The 14,691-nt window shown below is 71.1% G+C and carries 12 protein-coding genes and 1 pseudogene; 8 read left to right on the forward strand and 5 right to left on the reverse strand.

Going from position 1 to position 14,691, the window contains the following annotated elements; all coding sequences use genetic code 11:
• Positions 1 to 85: 85 nt before the first annotated feature.
• Entirely contained in the window at positions 86 to 1,117 is a 1,032-nt protein-coding gene (locus N8I84_RS36375; RefSeq protein WP_263235004.1) for a LacI family DNA-binding transcriptional regulator, read from the forward strand.
• Positions 1,118 to 1,381: 264 nt separating this feature from the next.
• Positions 1,382 to 2,098 carry an SDR family NAD(P)-dependent oxidoreductase gene (locus N8I84_RS36380; protein ID WP_263233738.1) on the forward strand — a complete coding sequence of 239 codons (717 nt, stop codon included), beginning with the start codon at positions 1,382 to 1,384 and terminating at the stop codon, positions 2,096 to 2,098.
• A 118-nt stretch (positions 2,099 to 2,216) separates the two neighbouring features.
• Here N8I84_RS36380 and N8I84_RS36385 read toward each other — a convergent pair whose 3' ends face one another.
• Entirely contained in the window at positions 2,217 to 3,149 is a 933-nt protein-coding gene (locus N8I84_RS36385; protein ID WP_263233740.1) for an SDR family oxidoreductase, read from the reverse strand.
• Positions 3,150 to 3,236: 87 nt separating this feature from the next.
• On the opposite strand from N8I84_RS36385, the gene N8I84_RS36390 reads away from it, so the two are divergent.
• A complete protein-coding gene (locus N8I84_RS36390; RefSeq protein WP_263233741.1) occupies positions 3,237 to 3,803 on the forward strand; it encodes a TetR/AcrR family transcriptional regulator in 567 nt (188 codons plus the stop codon).
• Between the two features lie 321 nt (positions 3,804 to 4,124).
• A complete protein-coding gene (locus N8I84_RS36395; protein WP_263233743.1) occupies positions 4,125 to 6,317 on the forward strand; it encodes an MMPL family transporter in 2,193 nt (730 codons plus the stop codon).
• Positions 6,318 to 6,395: 78 nt separating this feature from the next.
• Here the strand turns inward: N8I84_RS36395 and N8I84_RS36400 are convergent, their stop codons facing one another.
• The 3 genes from N8I84_RS36400 to N8I84_RS36410 form a co-directional block, all read right to left on the reverse strand.
• Complete coding sequence (locus N8I84_RS36400; RefSeq protein ID WP_263233745.1) at positions 6,396 to 7,820, reverse strand: serine/threonine-protein kinase; 1,425 nt, start codon at positions 7,818 to 7,820, stop codon at positions 6,396 to 6,398.
• Between the two features lie 196 nt (positions 7,821 to 8,016).
• Entirely contained in the window at positions 8,017 to 9,420 is a 1,404-nt protein-coding gene (locus N8I84_RS36405) for an amino acid permease (protein ID WP_263233747.1), read from the reverse strand.
• A gap of 160 nt (positions 9,421 to 9,580) precedes the next feature.
• Complete coding sequence (locus N8I84_RS36410) at positions 9,581 to 9,979, reverse strand: cupin domain-containing protein (protein WP_263233748.1); 399 nt, start codon at positions 9,977 to 9,979, stop codon at positions 9,581 to 9,583.
• Positions 9,980 to 10,090: 111 nt separating this feature from the next.
• Here N8I84_RS36410 and N8I84_RS36415 point away from each other — a divergent pair, with 111 nt between their 5' ends.
• The 4 genes and pseudogenes from N8I84_RS36415 to N8I84_RS36430 all read left to right on the forward strand — a co-directional run.
• On the forward strand, positions 10,091 to 10,834 hold the full coding sequence (locus tag N8I84_RS36415) for a helix-turn-helix transcriptional regulator (RefSeq protein WP_263233749.1): 744 nt from the start codon (positions 10,091 to 10,093) through the stop codon (positions 10,832 to 10,834).
• A gap of 4 nt (positions 10,835 to 10,838) precedes the next feature.
• Positions 10,839 to 11,276 carry a hypothetical protein gene (locus N8I84_RS36420; protein WP_263233750.1) on the forward strand — a complete coding sequence of 146 codons (438 nt, stop codon included), beginning with the start codon at positions 10,839 to 10,841 and terminating at the stop codon, positions 11,274 to 11,276.
• A gap of 88 nt (positions 11,277 to 11,364) precedes the next feature.
• Positions 11,365 to 11,910 carry a DUF488 domain-containing protein gene (locus tag N8I84_RS36425; protein WP_263233751.1) on the forward strand — a complete coding sequence of 182 codons (546 nt, stop codon included), beginning with the start codon at positions 11,365 to 11,367 and terminating at the stop codon, positions 11,908 to 11,910.
• Between the two features lie 38 nt (positions 11,911 to 11,948).
• A pseudogene (locus N8I84_RS36430) lies at positions 11,949 to 13,274 on the forward strand (glycosyl hydrolase); the annotation flags it as partial.
• A gap of 142 nt (positions 13,275 to 13,416) precedes the next feature.
• Here N8I84_RS36430 and N8I84_RS36435 read toward each other — a convergent pair.
• On the reverse strand, positions 13,417 to 14,637 hold the full coding sequence (locus N8I84_RS36435; protein ID WP_263233753.1) for an acyltransferase family protein: 1,221 nt from the start codon (positions 14,635 to 14,637) through the stop codon (positions 13,417 to 13,419).
• Between the last annotated feature and the right edge of the window lie 54 nt (positions 14,638 to 14,691).

Consider the following 14,691-nt stretch of genomic DNA (forward strand, 5'->3'; position numbering starts at 1 on the left):
AGCGGGTTGAGCGGGTGAGCGTGTCAAGGGCGTCGGGCGAGGAGATCGCTGCCAGGAGGCAGAAGTGGACGAAGCCGGTTCGGAAGTGGACGAAGCCGGTTCGGAAGGTCGCCGGAACGGCACGACGAAGCGCCCACGGCTGGAGGACGTGGCGGCCCGTGTGGGCGTGTCCACGGCGTCCGTCTCCCTGGTGCTGAGCGGTGTGCCCGGACCCAGCGAGCGCACCCGGCAACGGGTTCTGAGGGCCGCCGCCGAACTGGGCTACCAGGTCGATCGAACCGCCAGCCTCCTGGCCGGCAGGCGCACCCGGCTGCTCGGCGTCATGGTCGACGTCCACAGCCCCTTCCATGCCGAACTGGTCGAGCATCTGCACACGGCCGCCGAGGAGGTCGGCTACGACCTCGTCCTGAGCACCCAGACCCGCACCCGCGACGAGCACACCGCGGTCGAGACACTGCTGGCCTTTCGCAGCGAGGCTCTGATCCTGCTCGGCCCCACCGCCCCCGCCGACACGCTCGCCTCCCTCGACCGCAAGGCGCCCGTCATCGCCGTCGGCCGTCGGATCGCCGACGGGGAACTGGACGTCGTGCGCACCGCGGACGACGACGGGGTCGGCCAGATCGTCGACCACCTGGTGGCTCTCGGGCACCGCACGATCGCGTACGTGGACGGCGGCAAGGGCGTGATCGCCACGGACCGGCGCCGCGGGTACCGCACCGCGATGCGTCGCCATGGCCTGGACGCCCACATCCGGATCCTGCACGGGGACAACACCGAAGCGGCCGGCGAACGCGCCGCCCGCCACCTCCTCGACTCCGGCGACCTGCCCACCGCCGTCGTCGCCTACAACGACCAGTGCGCCATCGGGGTCCTGGCCACGCTCGCACGCGCCGGCGTCGCCGTCCCCGGCGAGGTGTCCGTGGCCGGCTACGACGACGACCGGCTCTCCCGGTTGAGCTGCTTCAATCTGACCACGGTGAGTCAGGGGGCGGAGGAACAGGCTCGACATGCGGTGGCGGCCGCCGTCGAACGCCTCGACCAGGGCCGCACCACGCCGCGCGAGGTCGTCCTCACCCCCCACCTCGTCGTACGTGGCACCACGGCCGCGCCTCGCTGATCCGGTACGCGGCACCGCTGCGAGCCTCGCCGATCCGGTCGAGTAGGGAGAAGCCGCCCTCTGCCCGAGTCGCGATGAGCGCCCGCTGCTCCAGGACTGCGACCGGGTTCCTCTCTGCTGGTAGGCGCAGCCTCCCACGCCACGTCAGGCGGGCTCACCCGTACACGCGGCGCAGGGCTTCGCAGTGGAAAATTGTCGACCGGTTGTCTACTTTGGGGGAGCCGACGCCGACAAGGTGGCCGGCCCCCATCGAAAGGACACATCATGAGCACCACCGGCCGGCAGAAGGTCGCGGTCATCACCGGTGCGTCGCAGGGCATCGGTGCCGCCCTGGTCGACGCCTACCGCAAACTCGGCTACGGCGTCGTCGCGACGTCCCGCGGCATTGCCCCTTCGGAGGATCCGAACGTCCTCACCGTTCAGGGCGACATCGCCGACCCTGCCACCGCCGAACGCGTCATCGCGGCCGGGCTCGAGCGCTTCGGCCGTATCGACGCCCTGGTCAACAACGCCGGCATCTTCGTGGCCAAGCCGTTCACCGAGTACACGCAGGGTGACTACGACGCAGTCACCGGCATCAATCTGAGCGGTTTCTTCCGTATCACCCAGCTCGTGGTCGAGCAGATGGTCCGCCAGGGAGGCGGGCACGTCGTCCAGATCACCACCAGCCTGGTCGACCACGCGAACTCCGCGGTGCCCTCAGTGCTCGCGTCGCTGACCAAGGGCGGCCTGCAGTCCGCGACCAAGGCCCTGGCCATCGAGTACGCCACCCGAGGTGTCCGCAGCAACGCCGTCGCGCTCGGCGTCATCAAGACGCCGATGCACTCCGAGGAGTATCACGACACGCTCGCCGGCCTGCATCCGCTCGGCCGGATGGGCGAGGTGGGCGACGTCGTCGACGCGGTCGTCTACCTGGAGAACGCCCCGTTCGTCACCGGAGAGATCCTCCACGTCGACGGCGGCCAGAGCGCTGGTCACTGACCAGGGCGTCCGGGCCTCTGGTCCCCGCTCGTGCAAACAGTGAAGCCGACGTGCACCTCCGTCCGGGTTGTGGACGCCCGGCCGGAGGCGCGTCGCGAGACGGCGTCTCGGCGGCTGGTCAGTCGGTGGTGGCAGGGGTGGCAGGGGTGTGGAAGTAGTGGCCCTTGTCGAGATCGGCGAGGAGGTCGGGCTGGGTCGGTTCCCAGTCCAGCAGTTCGCGCGTCAGGGTGTTCGACGCCGGGGCGTCGGCGCGGAGGAAGGCGCCCAGCCAGGAGAAGTGCTCGGACGCGCCCTCGGGGGCCACGGAGGCCCTCGGCACGTCGAGGTGACGACCGATCACCTCGGCGATCTCGCGGATCGCGACGCCCTCTTCCGCGGCGCCGTGCAACACCGATCCGGCGGGGGCCTTCTCGACCGCCAGACGGAACAGCCGTGCGGCGTCGAGACGGTGGACGGCCGGCCAGCGGTTGGCGCCGTCGCCGATGTAGCCGGAGACGCCCTTCCTGCGGGCAATGGCCACCAGGGTCGCCGTGAAGCCGTTGTCTCCTTCGCCGTGGCAGGTCGGAGAGAGTCGTACCACGGATGAGCGCACGCCGCGCGAGGCGAGTGCGAGCACCGCCTGCGCGGTGGCCTGGCGGATCGATGTCGGCGAGCCGTCGATCGTGGGCATGTCCCGCTCGGTCGCCACGCGCCCGGGCGCGATTCCGACGAGGCCGGAGGCGAGGACGAAGGGGCGGTCCGTGCCGGCGAGCGCGTCGCCGAAGGCGTCGACGGCGCGGCGATCGGCCTCGGCGGCGCCCTGGAAGTCGCCGGTGAAGGCGATGTCGTGCTTGAAGGCGAGGTGGATCACCCCGTCCGAGGCGGCGGCCGTGTCCCTCAGGACGCCGAGGTCGTCGAGAGTGCCGCGGACGGCCTCCGCTCCGGCCGCGGCCAGCGCGTCGGCGGAGGCGTCGGAGCGGGCGAGCCCGACGACCCGGTGCCCCGCGTCGATGAGCTCGGGCACGACGGCGGAACCGATCCAGCCGGACGCGCCGGTGACAAAGATGCGCATGACAGAGACCCCGAACTGTTGATGTCAGTTACTGTCATCGACGCTAGCACCTGATGTCAGTCGCTGTCATCACGTTAGGATCGGTGCATGGGTAGATGGGAGCCGAACGCGCGCGGGCGCCTGGCGACGGCGGCGTTGGAGCTTTACAGCGAGCGCGGGTTCGAGCAGACCACCGTGGCCGAGATCGCCAGGAGGGCCGGGCTCACGGAGCGGACCTTCTTCCGGCACTACGCCGACAAGCGCGAGGTGCTGTTCGCCGGCTCCCGTGAACTGGAGGAGCTGCTCGTGCAGGCGGTCGCCGGCGCTCCGGAGTCCGCAGCGCCGATCGACGTGCTGGCGGTGGGCCTTGAGGCGGTCTCCAGGATGTTCGCCGACCGGCGCGAGCACGCGCGGAAGCGGCAGGCTGTGATCATGGCGAACGCGGAACTCCGGGAGCGCGAACTGATCAAGCTCGCCTCGATGTCGGCCGCGCTCGCCGACACCCTGCGCCGACGGGGCGTGGGGGAGCCGGCAGCGAGCCTGACCGCCGAGGCGGGGGTCGCCGTCTTCAAGGTCGGCTTCGAACGCTGGATCGCGGCGGCCGAGGAACGCGAGATGTCGCAGCTGATGCGGGAATCGCTGGACGAGCTCAAGGCCGTGGCTGCGGGAGGCTAGAGGAGGCGTACCCGGCGGCCTGCCGGGCGCCGCCGCTGACGGCCCCGCACGGCGCGGGCCTACACCGTGCGACGCGCCAACCCTCCTTTGCCGGACCGGACTTCATTCCTCACCGTCGGAGACTCGGCAGCCCCGATCCGAAGGCAACGACTCCGCACATCACGGGACGCCCGAGGGAATGGTCTCGGCGTGCGGCCACTACGATCGGACCCCAAGACAACCATTCGACCGGCGCGTTCAGTGCGTGCCGGTCGGGGTCGCCGATGCCAGGGTCCGCTCCCCGGGCTGCGGTGATCTTCCTGCTCAGGAGGACCCTCCCGCATGTTCCGACGTATTGGGAACGCCGTCGTCCGACATCCCGTCTGGACGATCGTGGCATGGTTAATCGCGGCGGTGGCGATCGTCGCCACCGCTCCCAGCCTGCCCTCGAACAGTGACGAGAGCAGTTTCCTGCCCAAGAGTTACGAGTCCATCAAAGCCGCGGATCTCCAGACGAAGGCGTTCCCCAGCGCCTTCACCCCGTCCGCGATCGTGCTGTACCAGCGCACCGACGGCGGCAAGTTGACCGCCGCCGACCAGCAGGACGTCGCCCGGATCACCTCCGAACTGGGCAAGAAGCACATCGACCAGGTGCAGAAGGTCGTCCCCGGCCAGCCGTCGAAGGACGGCAGGTACGCCCTGACCCTGGTCCAGATGGACAGCAAGAACGCCGGCCAGCCCAAACAGGCGGACGCGGCCAAGGTGTTGCGCGAGGATGCCAAGAAGCTCGCCAAGGGCACGCATCTCGACGCCAAGCTCGGCGGCTCTGCCGCGCAGGCCCTCGACCAGCAGGACTCGTCCCAGCGCGGTCAGGCACTGATCGGCATCGGCACCTTCGTGATCATCCTGGTGACGCTGCTGATCATCTTCAGGGCACCGATCCTGGCCGTACTGCCCCTGATCCTGATCGGCCTGGTGTCCGCGGTCGCCAACGGACTGATCGCTTACGCCACCAAGCTGTTCGATCTGCAGGCCAACAGTTCGATCTCCTCCATCCTGATCGTCGTGCTCTTCGGCGTGGGCACGGACTACTTCCTCTTCCTGATGTTCCGCTACCGCGAACGCCTGCGCGCCGGCGACGAGCCCAAGCAGGCCATGGTCAACGCGGTGGACCGGGTCGGTGAGGCCATCGCCTCGGCCGCCGGAGCGGTCATCATCGCCTTCTTCGCACTGGTGCTGTCCACGCTCGGGTTCCTCAAGCAGATGGGCCCGGCGCTCGCCATCGCGGTCGCCGCCACCCTGATCGCGGGCCTGACCCTGATCCCGGCCGTGGTCTCGCTCATCGGGCCGAAGGTCTTCTGGCCCTCCAAGTCCTGGCAACGCGAGCCGGACAACGCCCGTTTCGCCGCCCTGGGCCGCGGCGTGCAGCGCCGCCCGGCCCTGACCGCCGCGGTGTCCGGACTCGTCCTGGTCGCGCTGTCGCTCGGCACGCTCGGCTACAAGGCCACGTTCGACCTGGCCTCGGGCTCCATGCCCAAGACCAAGGAGTCCATGGTCGTCCAGGACGAGATGCAGAAGGCGTACTCGGCGGGCGCCGCCGCCCCCACCGACGTCTACCTGTCCAGCACCGACGGCAAGCCGCTGGACAAGACCGCCTTCGACGCCTACGCGAAGAAACTCGGCGGCGTGGACGGTGTCGCCGGCGCCCGTTTGACCCAGGTCAACAAGGACGGCACCACCGCGGACTTCACCGTCACGCTCAAGTACGAGGCGTCGACGGACAAGGCGATCGACGCCGTGGGCAGGGTGCGCGACATCGCCCACTCCTCCGCCCCGCAGGGCACCGAGGCCCTCGTCGGCGGCATGTCCTCGATCTACAAGGACATCAATGCCGCGGTCAACCACGACTACCGGACGGTCTTCCCTGTCGCCGCTGTCCTGATCATGGTCATCCTGGGGCTGCTGCTGCGCAGCGTGGTCGCCCCCTGGTACCTGATCGCCTCGGTGGGCCTCGGCTTCGGCGCCACCCTCGGCGCCACCGTCTGGATCTTCCAGGAGGGACAGGGACACTCGGGGCTGATGTTCATGCTCCCGGTGATCATGTATCTCTTCGTGGTCGCCATCGGTACCGACTACAACATCCTCATGATCGCCCGGCTCCGCGAGGAGGCCCGGGAGGGCCGCGAGCCACGTGAGGCGGCCGGCATGGCGCTGAGGCACGCCGGGCCGACCGTGGCCGCCGCGGGCTTCATCCTGGCGGCGACCTTCGCCACGATGATGCTGGCGGGCAACTCGCTGCTCACGGAGATGGGTTTCGCGGTCTCCTTCGGCATCGCGGTCGCCGCCTTCGTCATGGCGATGTTCTTCACACCGAGTCTCACCGCGCTGATCGGCCACGCGGCGTGGTGGCCGGGGCACGGGGACCGTGCGGAGGGGGCGCCGGCCGGCACGGCCGCCCAATCCGTCGGTTCCGGGCCCGTCCCCGGCGAGGACCGGGACACGCTCGCGCACGATCCGTCCGGGCGTCGCAGCTAGCGACAGTGTGACGGGCAGGTCTGCCGGGCCGCGCGGCCCGGCAGACCGAACTCGTGACTCCGCGCGTCCGGCTGCGGGTCAATCGTGGTCTTCGTGTCCCTTGTACACCTGGGACTTCTTGGTCTTCCCGACCTGCCCTGCCGCGCCTGCCGTGCCGGAATCAGTGGGGGTCCCGGAATCCGCGGCCGTCCCGGAATCCGTGGGCGTCCCGGAATCCGCGGTCTTCCTGGCCTTCTGCTTCGGTTCGCGGGTGTCGCGGAGTGCGGTCCCTGATGGAGTACGGTCGTCCGTGCCGTTGCCGTCGTCCGAGCCGTTCGACACGGGGGAGCGGGAAGTCCTCGAGTCGGACGCGATCGTGGACGCGGTCGGTCGGGGGACCGCCGTGGACGGTGCTTCCCTGGTCGCGGTTTTGGCCGGTGAGCCGGCCGACGGGGACGTGGGTGAGCCGGATTCGGGCCGTTCGGCGTTGGTGTCGCTGCTGCCCGGGGCCATGACGAGAGTGGCCGTCAGCGTGGCCGAGAGCGCGGTGAGGACGACGCCCGCTGTACGGCGGCGTGTGTGTTTCGTTTCGCCGGCATGCCCCGTTCCGGTGCGCGGATGTGCGGCTGTGGGCTCGAGCGGAAGCTCCTTGGCCTCCCCGACCGCGGCACCACGCATGCGGGCAGGGACCCGCGTATCGGCGAACAGAGCGGACAGCACCCGGGCGCAGTGCTCCGCGTCAGGACGGGCCTTGGCGTCCTGAGCGGTCATGGCGCGCAGCAGGCAGGCCAGCTCATGGGGCACCGAGGTCGGGACCACGGGTCGGCGGTGAAGGCGGGCCACGGCGGATTCCAAAGGGGTGCCCTCGTACTCCAGTTCGCCCTTCAGGCACTCCAGTAGGACCAGGCCGAGCGCGTAGACGTCGGCGGACGGTCCCACTTCCTTGCCCATGACCTGCTCGGGGGCCAGATAGGCCGCGGTCCCGATCAGTACGTCGGAGGCCGTGTGCCGCGTGGCGTTCACCAGCCGGGCGATACCGAAGTCCGCCAGGTGAGGGGTTCCGGAGGCGCTCAGCAGGATATTCGACGGCTTCACGTCACGGTGCACGATGCCGGCACCGTGCACATGGGCGAGCGCTCGGGCAAGGGCGGCACCGAGCTCGGCGACGCGCTCGGGAGGCAGGGGCCCGGCGGCCAGGCGCGCGCGCAGAGTCTCGCCCTTGATCAGTTGCATCACCAGGTAGGCACGTTCCCCGTGCCGGCCGGCGTCGTAGATGGTGACCAGCCCCGGGTGCTGCATACGCGCGAGGAGGACGGCCTCCTCGGAGAACCGCTCTTCCATCCGCGGATCGGTGTCCGGCCGGAAGAGTTTGACGGCCACCTCCCGACCGAGGCGGACATCGAACGCCTCATGGACGTCGGCGGCGCCTCCCCGGCCGATCCCGGCACCCAACCGGTACCGGCCACCCACCATTTCCGACGAGACATGCAGAGCCGACCGCAACCCGGAACGTGGGCCCTTCATTTGTCCTCCGTCACCGTCACCAGCAGTGCAACCAGCGAAACGCTGCGGGCGCGAGTACCCCCCGCCGCGCCACGCAACCGGACGGAATCGGCGTCAACCGCCTCTCACGTCTGCACGGCCGGGCCCCGTCGCCGAATCCGGCGCTTCCCCAGGCATCCGGCCCGGCCGGGCCCCGACGGCAACGGTCGTTCCGGGGTCAGGCCGTCCTCTGTCGCAGGGCCGCCAGCACGGCGTACACGACGACTCCCGCGAACAGGAACAGCACGCCCTGGTACACCGCCGCGTAGCCGGCGCCCGCCACGAGCCACAGTGAGAAGGCGGCCGCGACCGACGCGACCACGGCGTCCCGCACCAGCCGCGCCCGGTCGACCAACTCCCGCCGCCCTGAGACCAGGTGGAAGAGCTGCGCGGCGGTGGCCAGCAGATAGGGCACGGTCGCGGTGAACGTGGTGACGAGGACCAGGATCTCGAAGATCTTGGCCGAGCCCGACGTGTAGTTGTAGACGGTGAGCAGCGAGGCGAGGACGACGGTGACGGCGACGCCGACGGTGGGAACGCCCCGCCGCCGGCGCGCGAAGGGGGCGGGGAACAGGCCGTCCTTGGCCGCGGCGTAGGGCGTCTGGGCGCTCAGCAGCGTCCAGCCGTTGAGGCAGCCGGTCATCGACACGAGCGCGGCGAGCGCGACGGCCCAGCCTCCCCAACTGCCGCCGAACATGGCGTTCACGGCGTCCGAGAAGGGTGCGGTGGACTTCACCAGGCGGTCGTGCGCGACCGTGCCGAAGACGGACAGGGTTCCGAGGAGATAGACCAGCGCCGCGCCCACGGTGCCGATGACGGTGGCGCGTCCCACGTTGCGCCGGGCGTTCCTGACCTCGCCCGCGCTGACGGCGGCGGACTCCACGCCCAGGTAGGAGAAGAGCAGGATCGCGGCGGAGGCGGACACCGCGCCGATCGCGCTGCCCCCGCCCGCGTGGAACGGGCCGAGGTTGTGCGGGTCGAAGAAGAACAGCCCACCGACGGCGACGAGCAGCAGCGGCGCGAACTTCAGCACGGTGGACACCAGCTGGACGGCGCCCACATAGCGGGTGCCCGCGAAGTTGGCGAGGGCGGGCAGCCACTGCAGGGTCAGCGCGGCCAGGCAGGCGGTCCAGCGGTGACCGTTCACCGGGATCAGCACGTCGAGGTAGCCGACCGCGGCGACGGCGAGCGCCGCGTTCGACACCCAGGTGGTGATCCAGTACGCCCAGGCGGCGAGGAAGCCGGCGAAGTCACCGAAGGCCTCGCGGGCGTAGACGTACGGCCCGCCGGTGCGCGGGTCACGCTCGGCGAGCCGGCCGAAGACCAGGGCGAGGGCGATGGCACCGACGGTCAGGACGCCGAAGGCGACCAAACTGACCGTGCCGTACGGGGCGACGGAGGCCGGGAGCAGGAAGATGCCGCCGCCGATGATGTTGCCCATGACCAGCGCGGTGGCGACGGGCAGCCCGAAGCGGCGGGCGTGCCTGTCGTTGTTGCCGCTGGAGTCCTCGGCAGGGGCGGGGGCCTTGAGGGCCTCCTGAGGGGCCGGAGCCGACTGAGGGACGGTTCCGGTGACGTGCATGGGGTGGTGCGCCTTTCGTCGAACTGGTGCCCGGGATCGCCGCGGCGGACCCATGGTCCGGCATGGCCCGATGTCGCTCCAAATCGCACGCCTTCGTCCCGTATGGCCCCGTCGAGCGCCGCAAAAGATGCGCCGTGACGGGCGCTGAGCCGGGAATCGTTCAGCGGCGGCGGATCTGCATGCCCGGGCGGCGCTTGTGGACGGTGAGGTAGGACAGGCCGTCTTCCCCCGCGGTGACGCTGCGGGTGGAGCCGTGCGGCAGCCAGAGCAGGGTTCCCTCGGCGAGGGGGCGTGGCCCGTCGGGGCCGCCGAGGACGCCGTCGCCGGTGACGACCAGGAGAAGGACGTCCAGGTCCGGCTCGGTGTGGGTGTCCACGCGCTGCCGGGCGGGCAGCCGGATGAGGTTGGCGTCGAGCTGGCGTCCGGACTCGGCGAGCTTCCACACGGCACCGGCCGATTCCGGGGTCATGCCGGCGAGGGCCCGGATGTCGCACAACAAGCGCGGAACGGGGGTGTCCACGGGCGTGCCGTCCGGTGCGGGGGCGGAGAGGTCAGTCATCGATGGCCGTTCGTCCGGTGCATAGGTGAGTCTATTATTCCATGTGATATTCGTAGAAATTAGCGGAGGTGTCCGGCCGGTGGCCGGTCCGCGGCCGTGGCGGAGAAGGGGGTGAGCGCCGTGAGCGGAGAGGTCGAGCGCCCTCGCCGACAGGAGGTGCTGCGGGCGCTGCGCGCGGCGGGGCGGCCGTTGGGCGTCACCGAGGTCGCGCAGCGACTCGGCATCCACGCCAACACGGCACGCTTCCACCTGGACGCTCTGGTGGAGGGAGGCGAAGCGCAGCGGAGTCTGGAGGAACCCTCGGGCCGCGGACGCCCCCGTGCCGTCTACATACCGCGGCCGGGCATGGACCGCGCGGGGATGCGCAACTACCGCCTCCTGGCCCGGATGCTGCTCAGCCGCCTGGCGTCAGCCGGTCCCGGCTCGGCGGAGGCCGCCCGGGAGGCCGGTCGCGCCTGGGGCCGCTACCTGGCCGACCCGCCACCTCCGTTCCGGCGGCTGACGGACGAGGAGGCGATCACCCGGCTCACCGCCCTGCTGGCCGACCTCGGCTTCGCTCCGGAAGCCGAGCAGGGCGCCCCGGTGCCGGGGACGATCCGGTTGCGGCACTGCCCGTTCCTCGAGTTGGCCGAGGAGTACGGGTCCGTCGTCTGCCCGCTGCACCTGGGCCTGATGCAGGGCGCGCTCGCGGAATGGGCCGGCCCGGTCACCGCCACCGCACTGGAGCCGTTCGCCGAACCCGGTGCCTGCCTGGCGCGCCTGGGACGCGCGCCCCGGCCCGCCGCAGGAGGACGGGCACACGAACCGACGGAGCCGGCGCCGACCGGGGCGGCCGCCGCACAGAAGGGCGAATGAGGGAATGAATACGACGGGGGCCGCGATCGCGTCCGCGGTGGTCTTCGTATGGCTCGGCATGGTCCTGGCGATCTCCTTCCTGGAGGCGCCGCTGAAGTTCCGTGCCCCCGGAGTGACGGTTCCCATCGGGCTCGGCATCGGCCGCCTGGTCTTCCGCGGGCTGAACCTCGCCGAGGCCGTATGGGCGGTCGTCGTGATCGCGGCGGTGGCGGCCGGAAGCCCACCGCCGGGGGTCGTCGTGCTCACCGTGTGCGTGGTGGCGCTGCTCGCTGTGCAGCTCGGCCTGGTCCGGCCGCTTCTGAACCGGCGGTCCGATCGCGTGCTGGCCGGAGAGACCGGGGAGGACGCGCCCCGCTCCGGGGCGCACCTGTACTACGTGGCCCTGGAGATCCTCAAGGTCGTCGGCCTGATCGCGCTGGGCGTCAGTGTGCTGACACGGTGAACCGAACCGCACGGGGAGGACCCGCAACCGGGGCCTGCTGCCGAGCCGGTGCGGCTGCGGGACCAGGCGTTCGGACGATCCTGGACGTATGAGGCAACAGGCGCTCGTCACCTTCGGACACGGTACGGCGGACCGCGACCGGCTCTCGGACCTGTTGCGCGCGGCGGGGATCGCCGCCGTGGTGGATGTCAGGACCGCGCCGGGAAGCCGCCGCAACCCGGACGTCGGCAGGGAGCGGCTGCGGCAGTGGCTGCCCGAGTGCGGCATCGCCTACCGCTGGGAGCCGCGACTGGGCGGATTCCGCAAGGTGCCGCACGACTCACCCGACACCGTGTGGCGCAACGAGTCCTTCCGCGGGTATGCCGGACACACCCGGACGGCCGAGTTCGTCGATGCGATCACGCTGCTCCTCGAGGAAGCCGCACAGCGGCGGACGGCCGTGATGTGCGGGGAGGCCGTCTGGTGGCGCTGTCACCGTCGCCTCATCGCCGACTTCGTGGTGCTCGCGCGCGGGCGGCCCGTCCTGCATCTGATGCACGACGGCCGGCTCGTCCCTCACTCCCTCAGCCAGGGAGTGCGACTGCGCGACGACGGACTGCTCGTCTACGACGTGCAGCCTCCGGCCGGGGAGTGAGCGGACGGGCCCGAGGAGCGGGGGACCGGCCGAGGCAGCGGACCGGCGTCCCGCTCGGCTGGACCCATCAGTTCCTCAGCGGCCCACTGCTCGACCTGCCCGGCGCGACCGTGTCCGGCGGACGGCTCGCCCCCGACGGCCCCGCCTACAAAGCACTGTTCATCGAAGGCGACTTCTTCTACGCCTTCACCCCCACGCTCGCCCTGAGCGACGCCCGCAAGGTGCTGAGGCCGGCCGAGGCCGGACTTCCGGTCGTCCTCTTCGGAGCCTTCGACCAGGCCCTGACCCCGGGAGTGCCCGCGCCGGGAGGGACGGAGCAACTGCGCGAGGTCCTCGCCCGCCTGCTCGCCCTGCCCCATGTCGTCCGCGTCTCCGACAAGACGGCGATCGGGGACGCCCTCACCCGGCTCGGCGTGACGCCCGACGCGCGCTACGCCACCTCCTCCACGCTCTTCAACGCGCACCGGGCCACCCTGGAAGCGGACTTCTACTACCTGTGCAACGGCAAGCACGCCGAGACCGTCAAGCCACCCGTGGCGGCGATCGACCACGAGGTGACACTGCGCCGGACACGGGGCGGCGCCACCGTGCCGTACCTGCTCGACCCCTGGACGGGCGAGGTCGCGCGGACCGCCCACTACACCCAGGAAGGTGACGACTTCACCCTGCGCGTCATCCTCCAGCCGGGCCAGGTGGTGATCGTCGCGCTGGGCAGGCCCGGCCTGTTCGGCGACCGGAACGGCGACCGCCTGTACGCCCTCGCCACGGACGTCGACGCGGTGCTGTTCACCCGGGGCGGCCTGACCGTCCGGGCGACCACGGCGGGCACCTACACGACACGCCTGTCCCGAGGCCGTACGGTCACCACGGTCGTCCCGACGGTGCCGGAGGTCATCACGCCGACCCGCTGGCAGCTGGAGGTCGAGGACTGGTACCCCGGATCCGATGCGACGCGGACCGAACGGGTACGCCGGACGCTGACGCTCGACACGCTTCTGCCCTGGTCGCAGATCCCCGAGCTGGCCGACACCGCCGGAATCGGCCGGTACCGCACGACGGTCGCCCTGCCGGCCGGCTGGGACGCGTCCCACGGTGCGTATCTGGACCTAGGACAGGTCAGCGACACGTTCCGGGTGACCGTCAACGGCACGCGACTGGCACCGGCCGACCGCCTGCGCCCCGTCGTCGACGTCGGCGCCCTGCTGCGCCACGGCGACAACACCCTCGAGATCGAGGTGGCGACACCGCTCATCAACCGTCTCAGGGGCGTCCAGCCGGCCGTGTTCGGCGCCGCCGCCCGCCAGGCCCACGGTCTCGTCGGACCTGTGCGGCTGGTGCCGTACGTGCAGGCGACCGTGGACTGAGGCGGACCGGCACACCGGGCTGCAGCCCGTGATCGCTGGCACGCCCGGCTCCGCCGGGTGCGCCGCGGTCGAGCCGCTCCCGAGGGGAACGGCTCGACCAGGGTTCCCGGCGCGGTCGTCGCCGGTCTTGTGCGGCGCCCCGTCAGTCGGGTGCCGCGGCCGGAGCCTCGCGGGTGGGCGCGATGGGCTCCGGCCTGGCGGCCATCGGAGCCCGTTGTGTGCGGGAGGAGCGGCGGCCGCGGAGCAGCAGCCGTCGTGCGGGGCGTTCCACCGCCTCGTACAGCACCCAGGACAGGGCGAGCGACAGGCCGAACGCGATGGCGGTGGTGACGACGGCCGTCGGCAGACCGAAGTGGGGCGAGTTGCCGAGCAGGCTGGTGCCTGCCCGCAGCACCAGAAGGTGGACCATGTAGAACGCGAACGAGAGTTCGCCCAGGCGCACCAGTCGCCGGTGCCGCCACAGTGAGGGCAGGCCGCGCAGGTCGGCGACGGCCGCCGCCGGGATGAGCAGCGCGAAGCCGATGAGGGTGCAGGCGGTGGCCGGGTACCCCCCGTCGGTGATCTGCGGCACGAGGAAGTAGCCGATGATCGCCAGGGCGAGGGAGGCTTCCAGGCCGGGACCGCGCCACCGTTCGAGCCGCACCAGCCGGGCGGTGGCGGCGCCGAGGACGAACTCGGGCAGACGGGCGGCGGGGAGGGAGTAGAGCGACTGGCTCACCCAGTCGTGGGCGTCCGCCCGGGCGAGGACGAGGACCGCCAGCACGGATGCCCCGGCCAGCGCCGCCGACGCCCGGGGTCCGAGACGGCGCAGGACGACCACCATCAGCGGGAAGGCGGCGTAGAAGAAGGCCTCGCAGGCCAGCGACCAGCTGACCGGGTTCAGCGTCTGCCACCAGGACTGCCGCCAGGAGTGCACCAGCAGCACGTTGGCCAGTCCCTCGGCCGCCGTCGGCTTCGCCAGATGGGGCGGCGTGTAGACCATGAGCAGCGCGATTCCGGCGGTGACCAGGTGGACGGGAAAGATACGGGCGATGCGCCGCCGCCAGAAGGAGAGTGTGCGGTCGTTCGGCCGCGCGGTCCACATCAGAACGAATCCGGACAGGATGAAGAAGAACGACACCCCGGTGCCCCCGGCGTCGAACGCCCAGGTCATGATGTGGCCGCCGGTGCCTCCGAAATAGCCGAAGTTGCGCACGTGCAGTCCGAAGACCAGGAGCGCGGCCATCCAGCGCAGTCCGGTGAGGGACGGCAGCGACGGCGCCGGAGCGGACGGAGGGACCCTTGTGGCGGGCTCGGTGGTGGCGGCGGGCGCTGTCCGGGGCGCCGTCGTCGTGTCATCTACCGGGGGTGTGCGAACGGGCATGAAGGGGAACGTTGCCCGTTCGCCACGTTTCATTCGGGGGTAGTAGGGAACGTC

This window comes from Streptomyces cynarae (assembly GCF_025642135.1).
Taxonomy (GTDB): domain Bacteria; phylum Actinomycetota; class Actinomycetes; order Streptomycetales; family Streptomycetaceae; genus Streptomyces; species Streptomyces cynarae.

Excerpts from the sequence above, each read along its gene's own strand:
- N8I84_RS36380 (WP_263233738.1), top strand. The coding sequence starts at position 1,382 with ATGAGCACCACCGGCCGGCAGAAGGTCGCGGTCATCACCGGTGCGTCG.
- N8I84_RS36385 (WP_263233740.1), bottom strand. The coding sequence starts at position 3,149 with ATGCGCATCTTTGTCACCGGCGCGTCCGGCTGGATCGGTTCCGCCGTC.
- N8I84_RS36390 (WP_263233741.1), top strand. The coding sequence starts at position 3,237 with ATGGGTAGATGGGAGCCGAACGCGCGCGGGCGCCTGGCGACGGCGGCG.
- N8I84_RS36395 (WP_263233743.1), top strand. The coding sequence starts at position 4,125 with ATGTTCCGACGTATTGGGAACGCCGTCGTCCGACATCCCGTCTGGACG.
- N8I84_RS36400 (WP_263233745.1), bottom strand. The coding sequence starts at position 7,820 with ATGAAGGGCCCACGTTCCGGGTTGCGGTCGGCTCTGCATGTCTCGTCG.
- N8I84_RS36405 (WP_263233747.1), bottom strand. The coding sequence starts at position 9,420 with ATGCACGTCACCGGAACCGTCCCTCAGTCGGCTCCGGCCCCTCAGGAG.
- N8I84_RS36410 (WP_263233748.1), bottom strand. The coding sequence starts at position 9,979 with ATGACTGACCTCTCCGCCCCCGCACCGGACGGCACGCCCGTGGACACC.
- N8I84_RS36420 (WP_263233750.1), top strand. The coding sequence starts at position 10,839 with ATGAATACGACGGGGGCCGCGATCGCGTCCGCGGTGGTCTTCGTATGG.
- N8I84_RS36425 (WP_263233751.1), top strand. The coding sequence starts at position 11,365 with ATGAGGCAACAGGCGCTCGTCACCTTCGGACACGGTACGGCGGACCGC.
- N8I84_RS36435 (WP_263233753.1), bottom strand. The coding sequence starts at position 14,637 with ATGCCCGTTCGCACACCCCCGGTAGATGACACGACGACGGCGCCCCGG.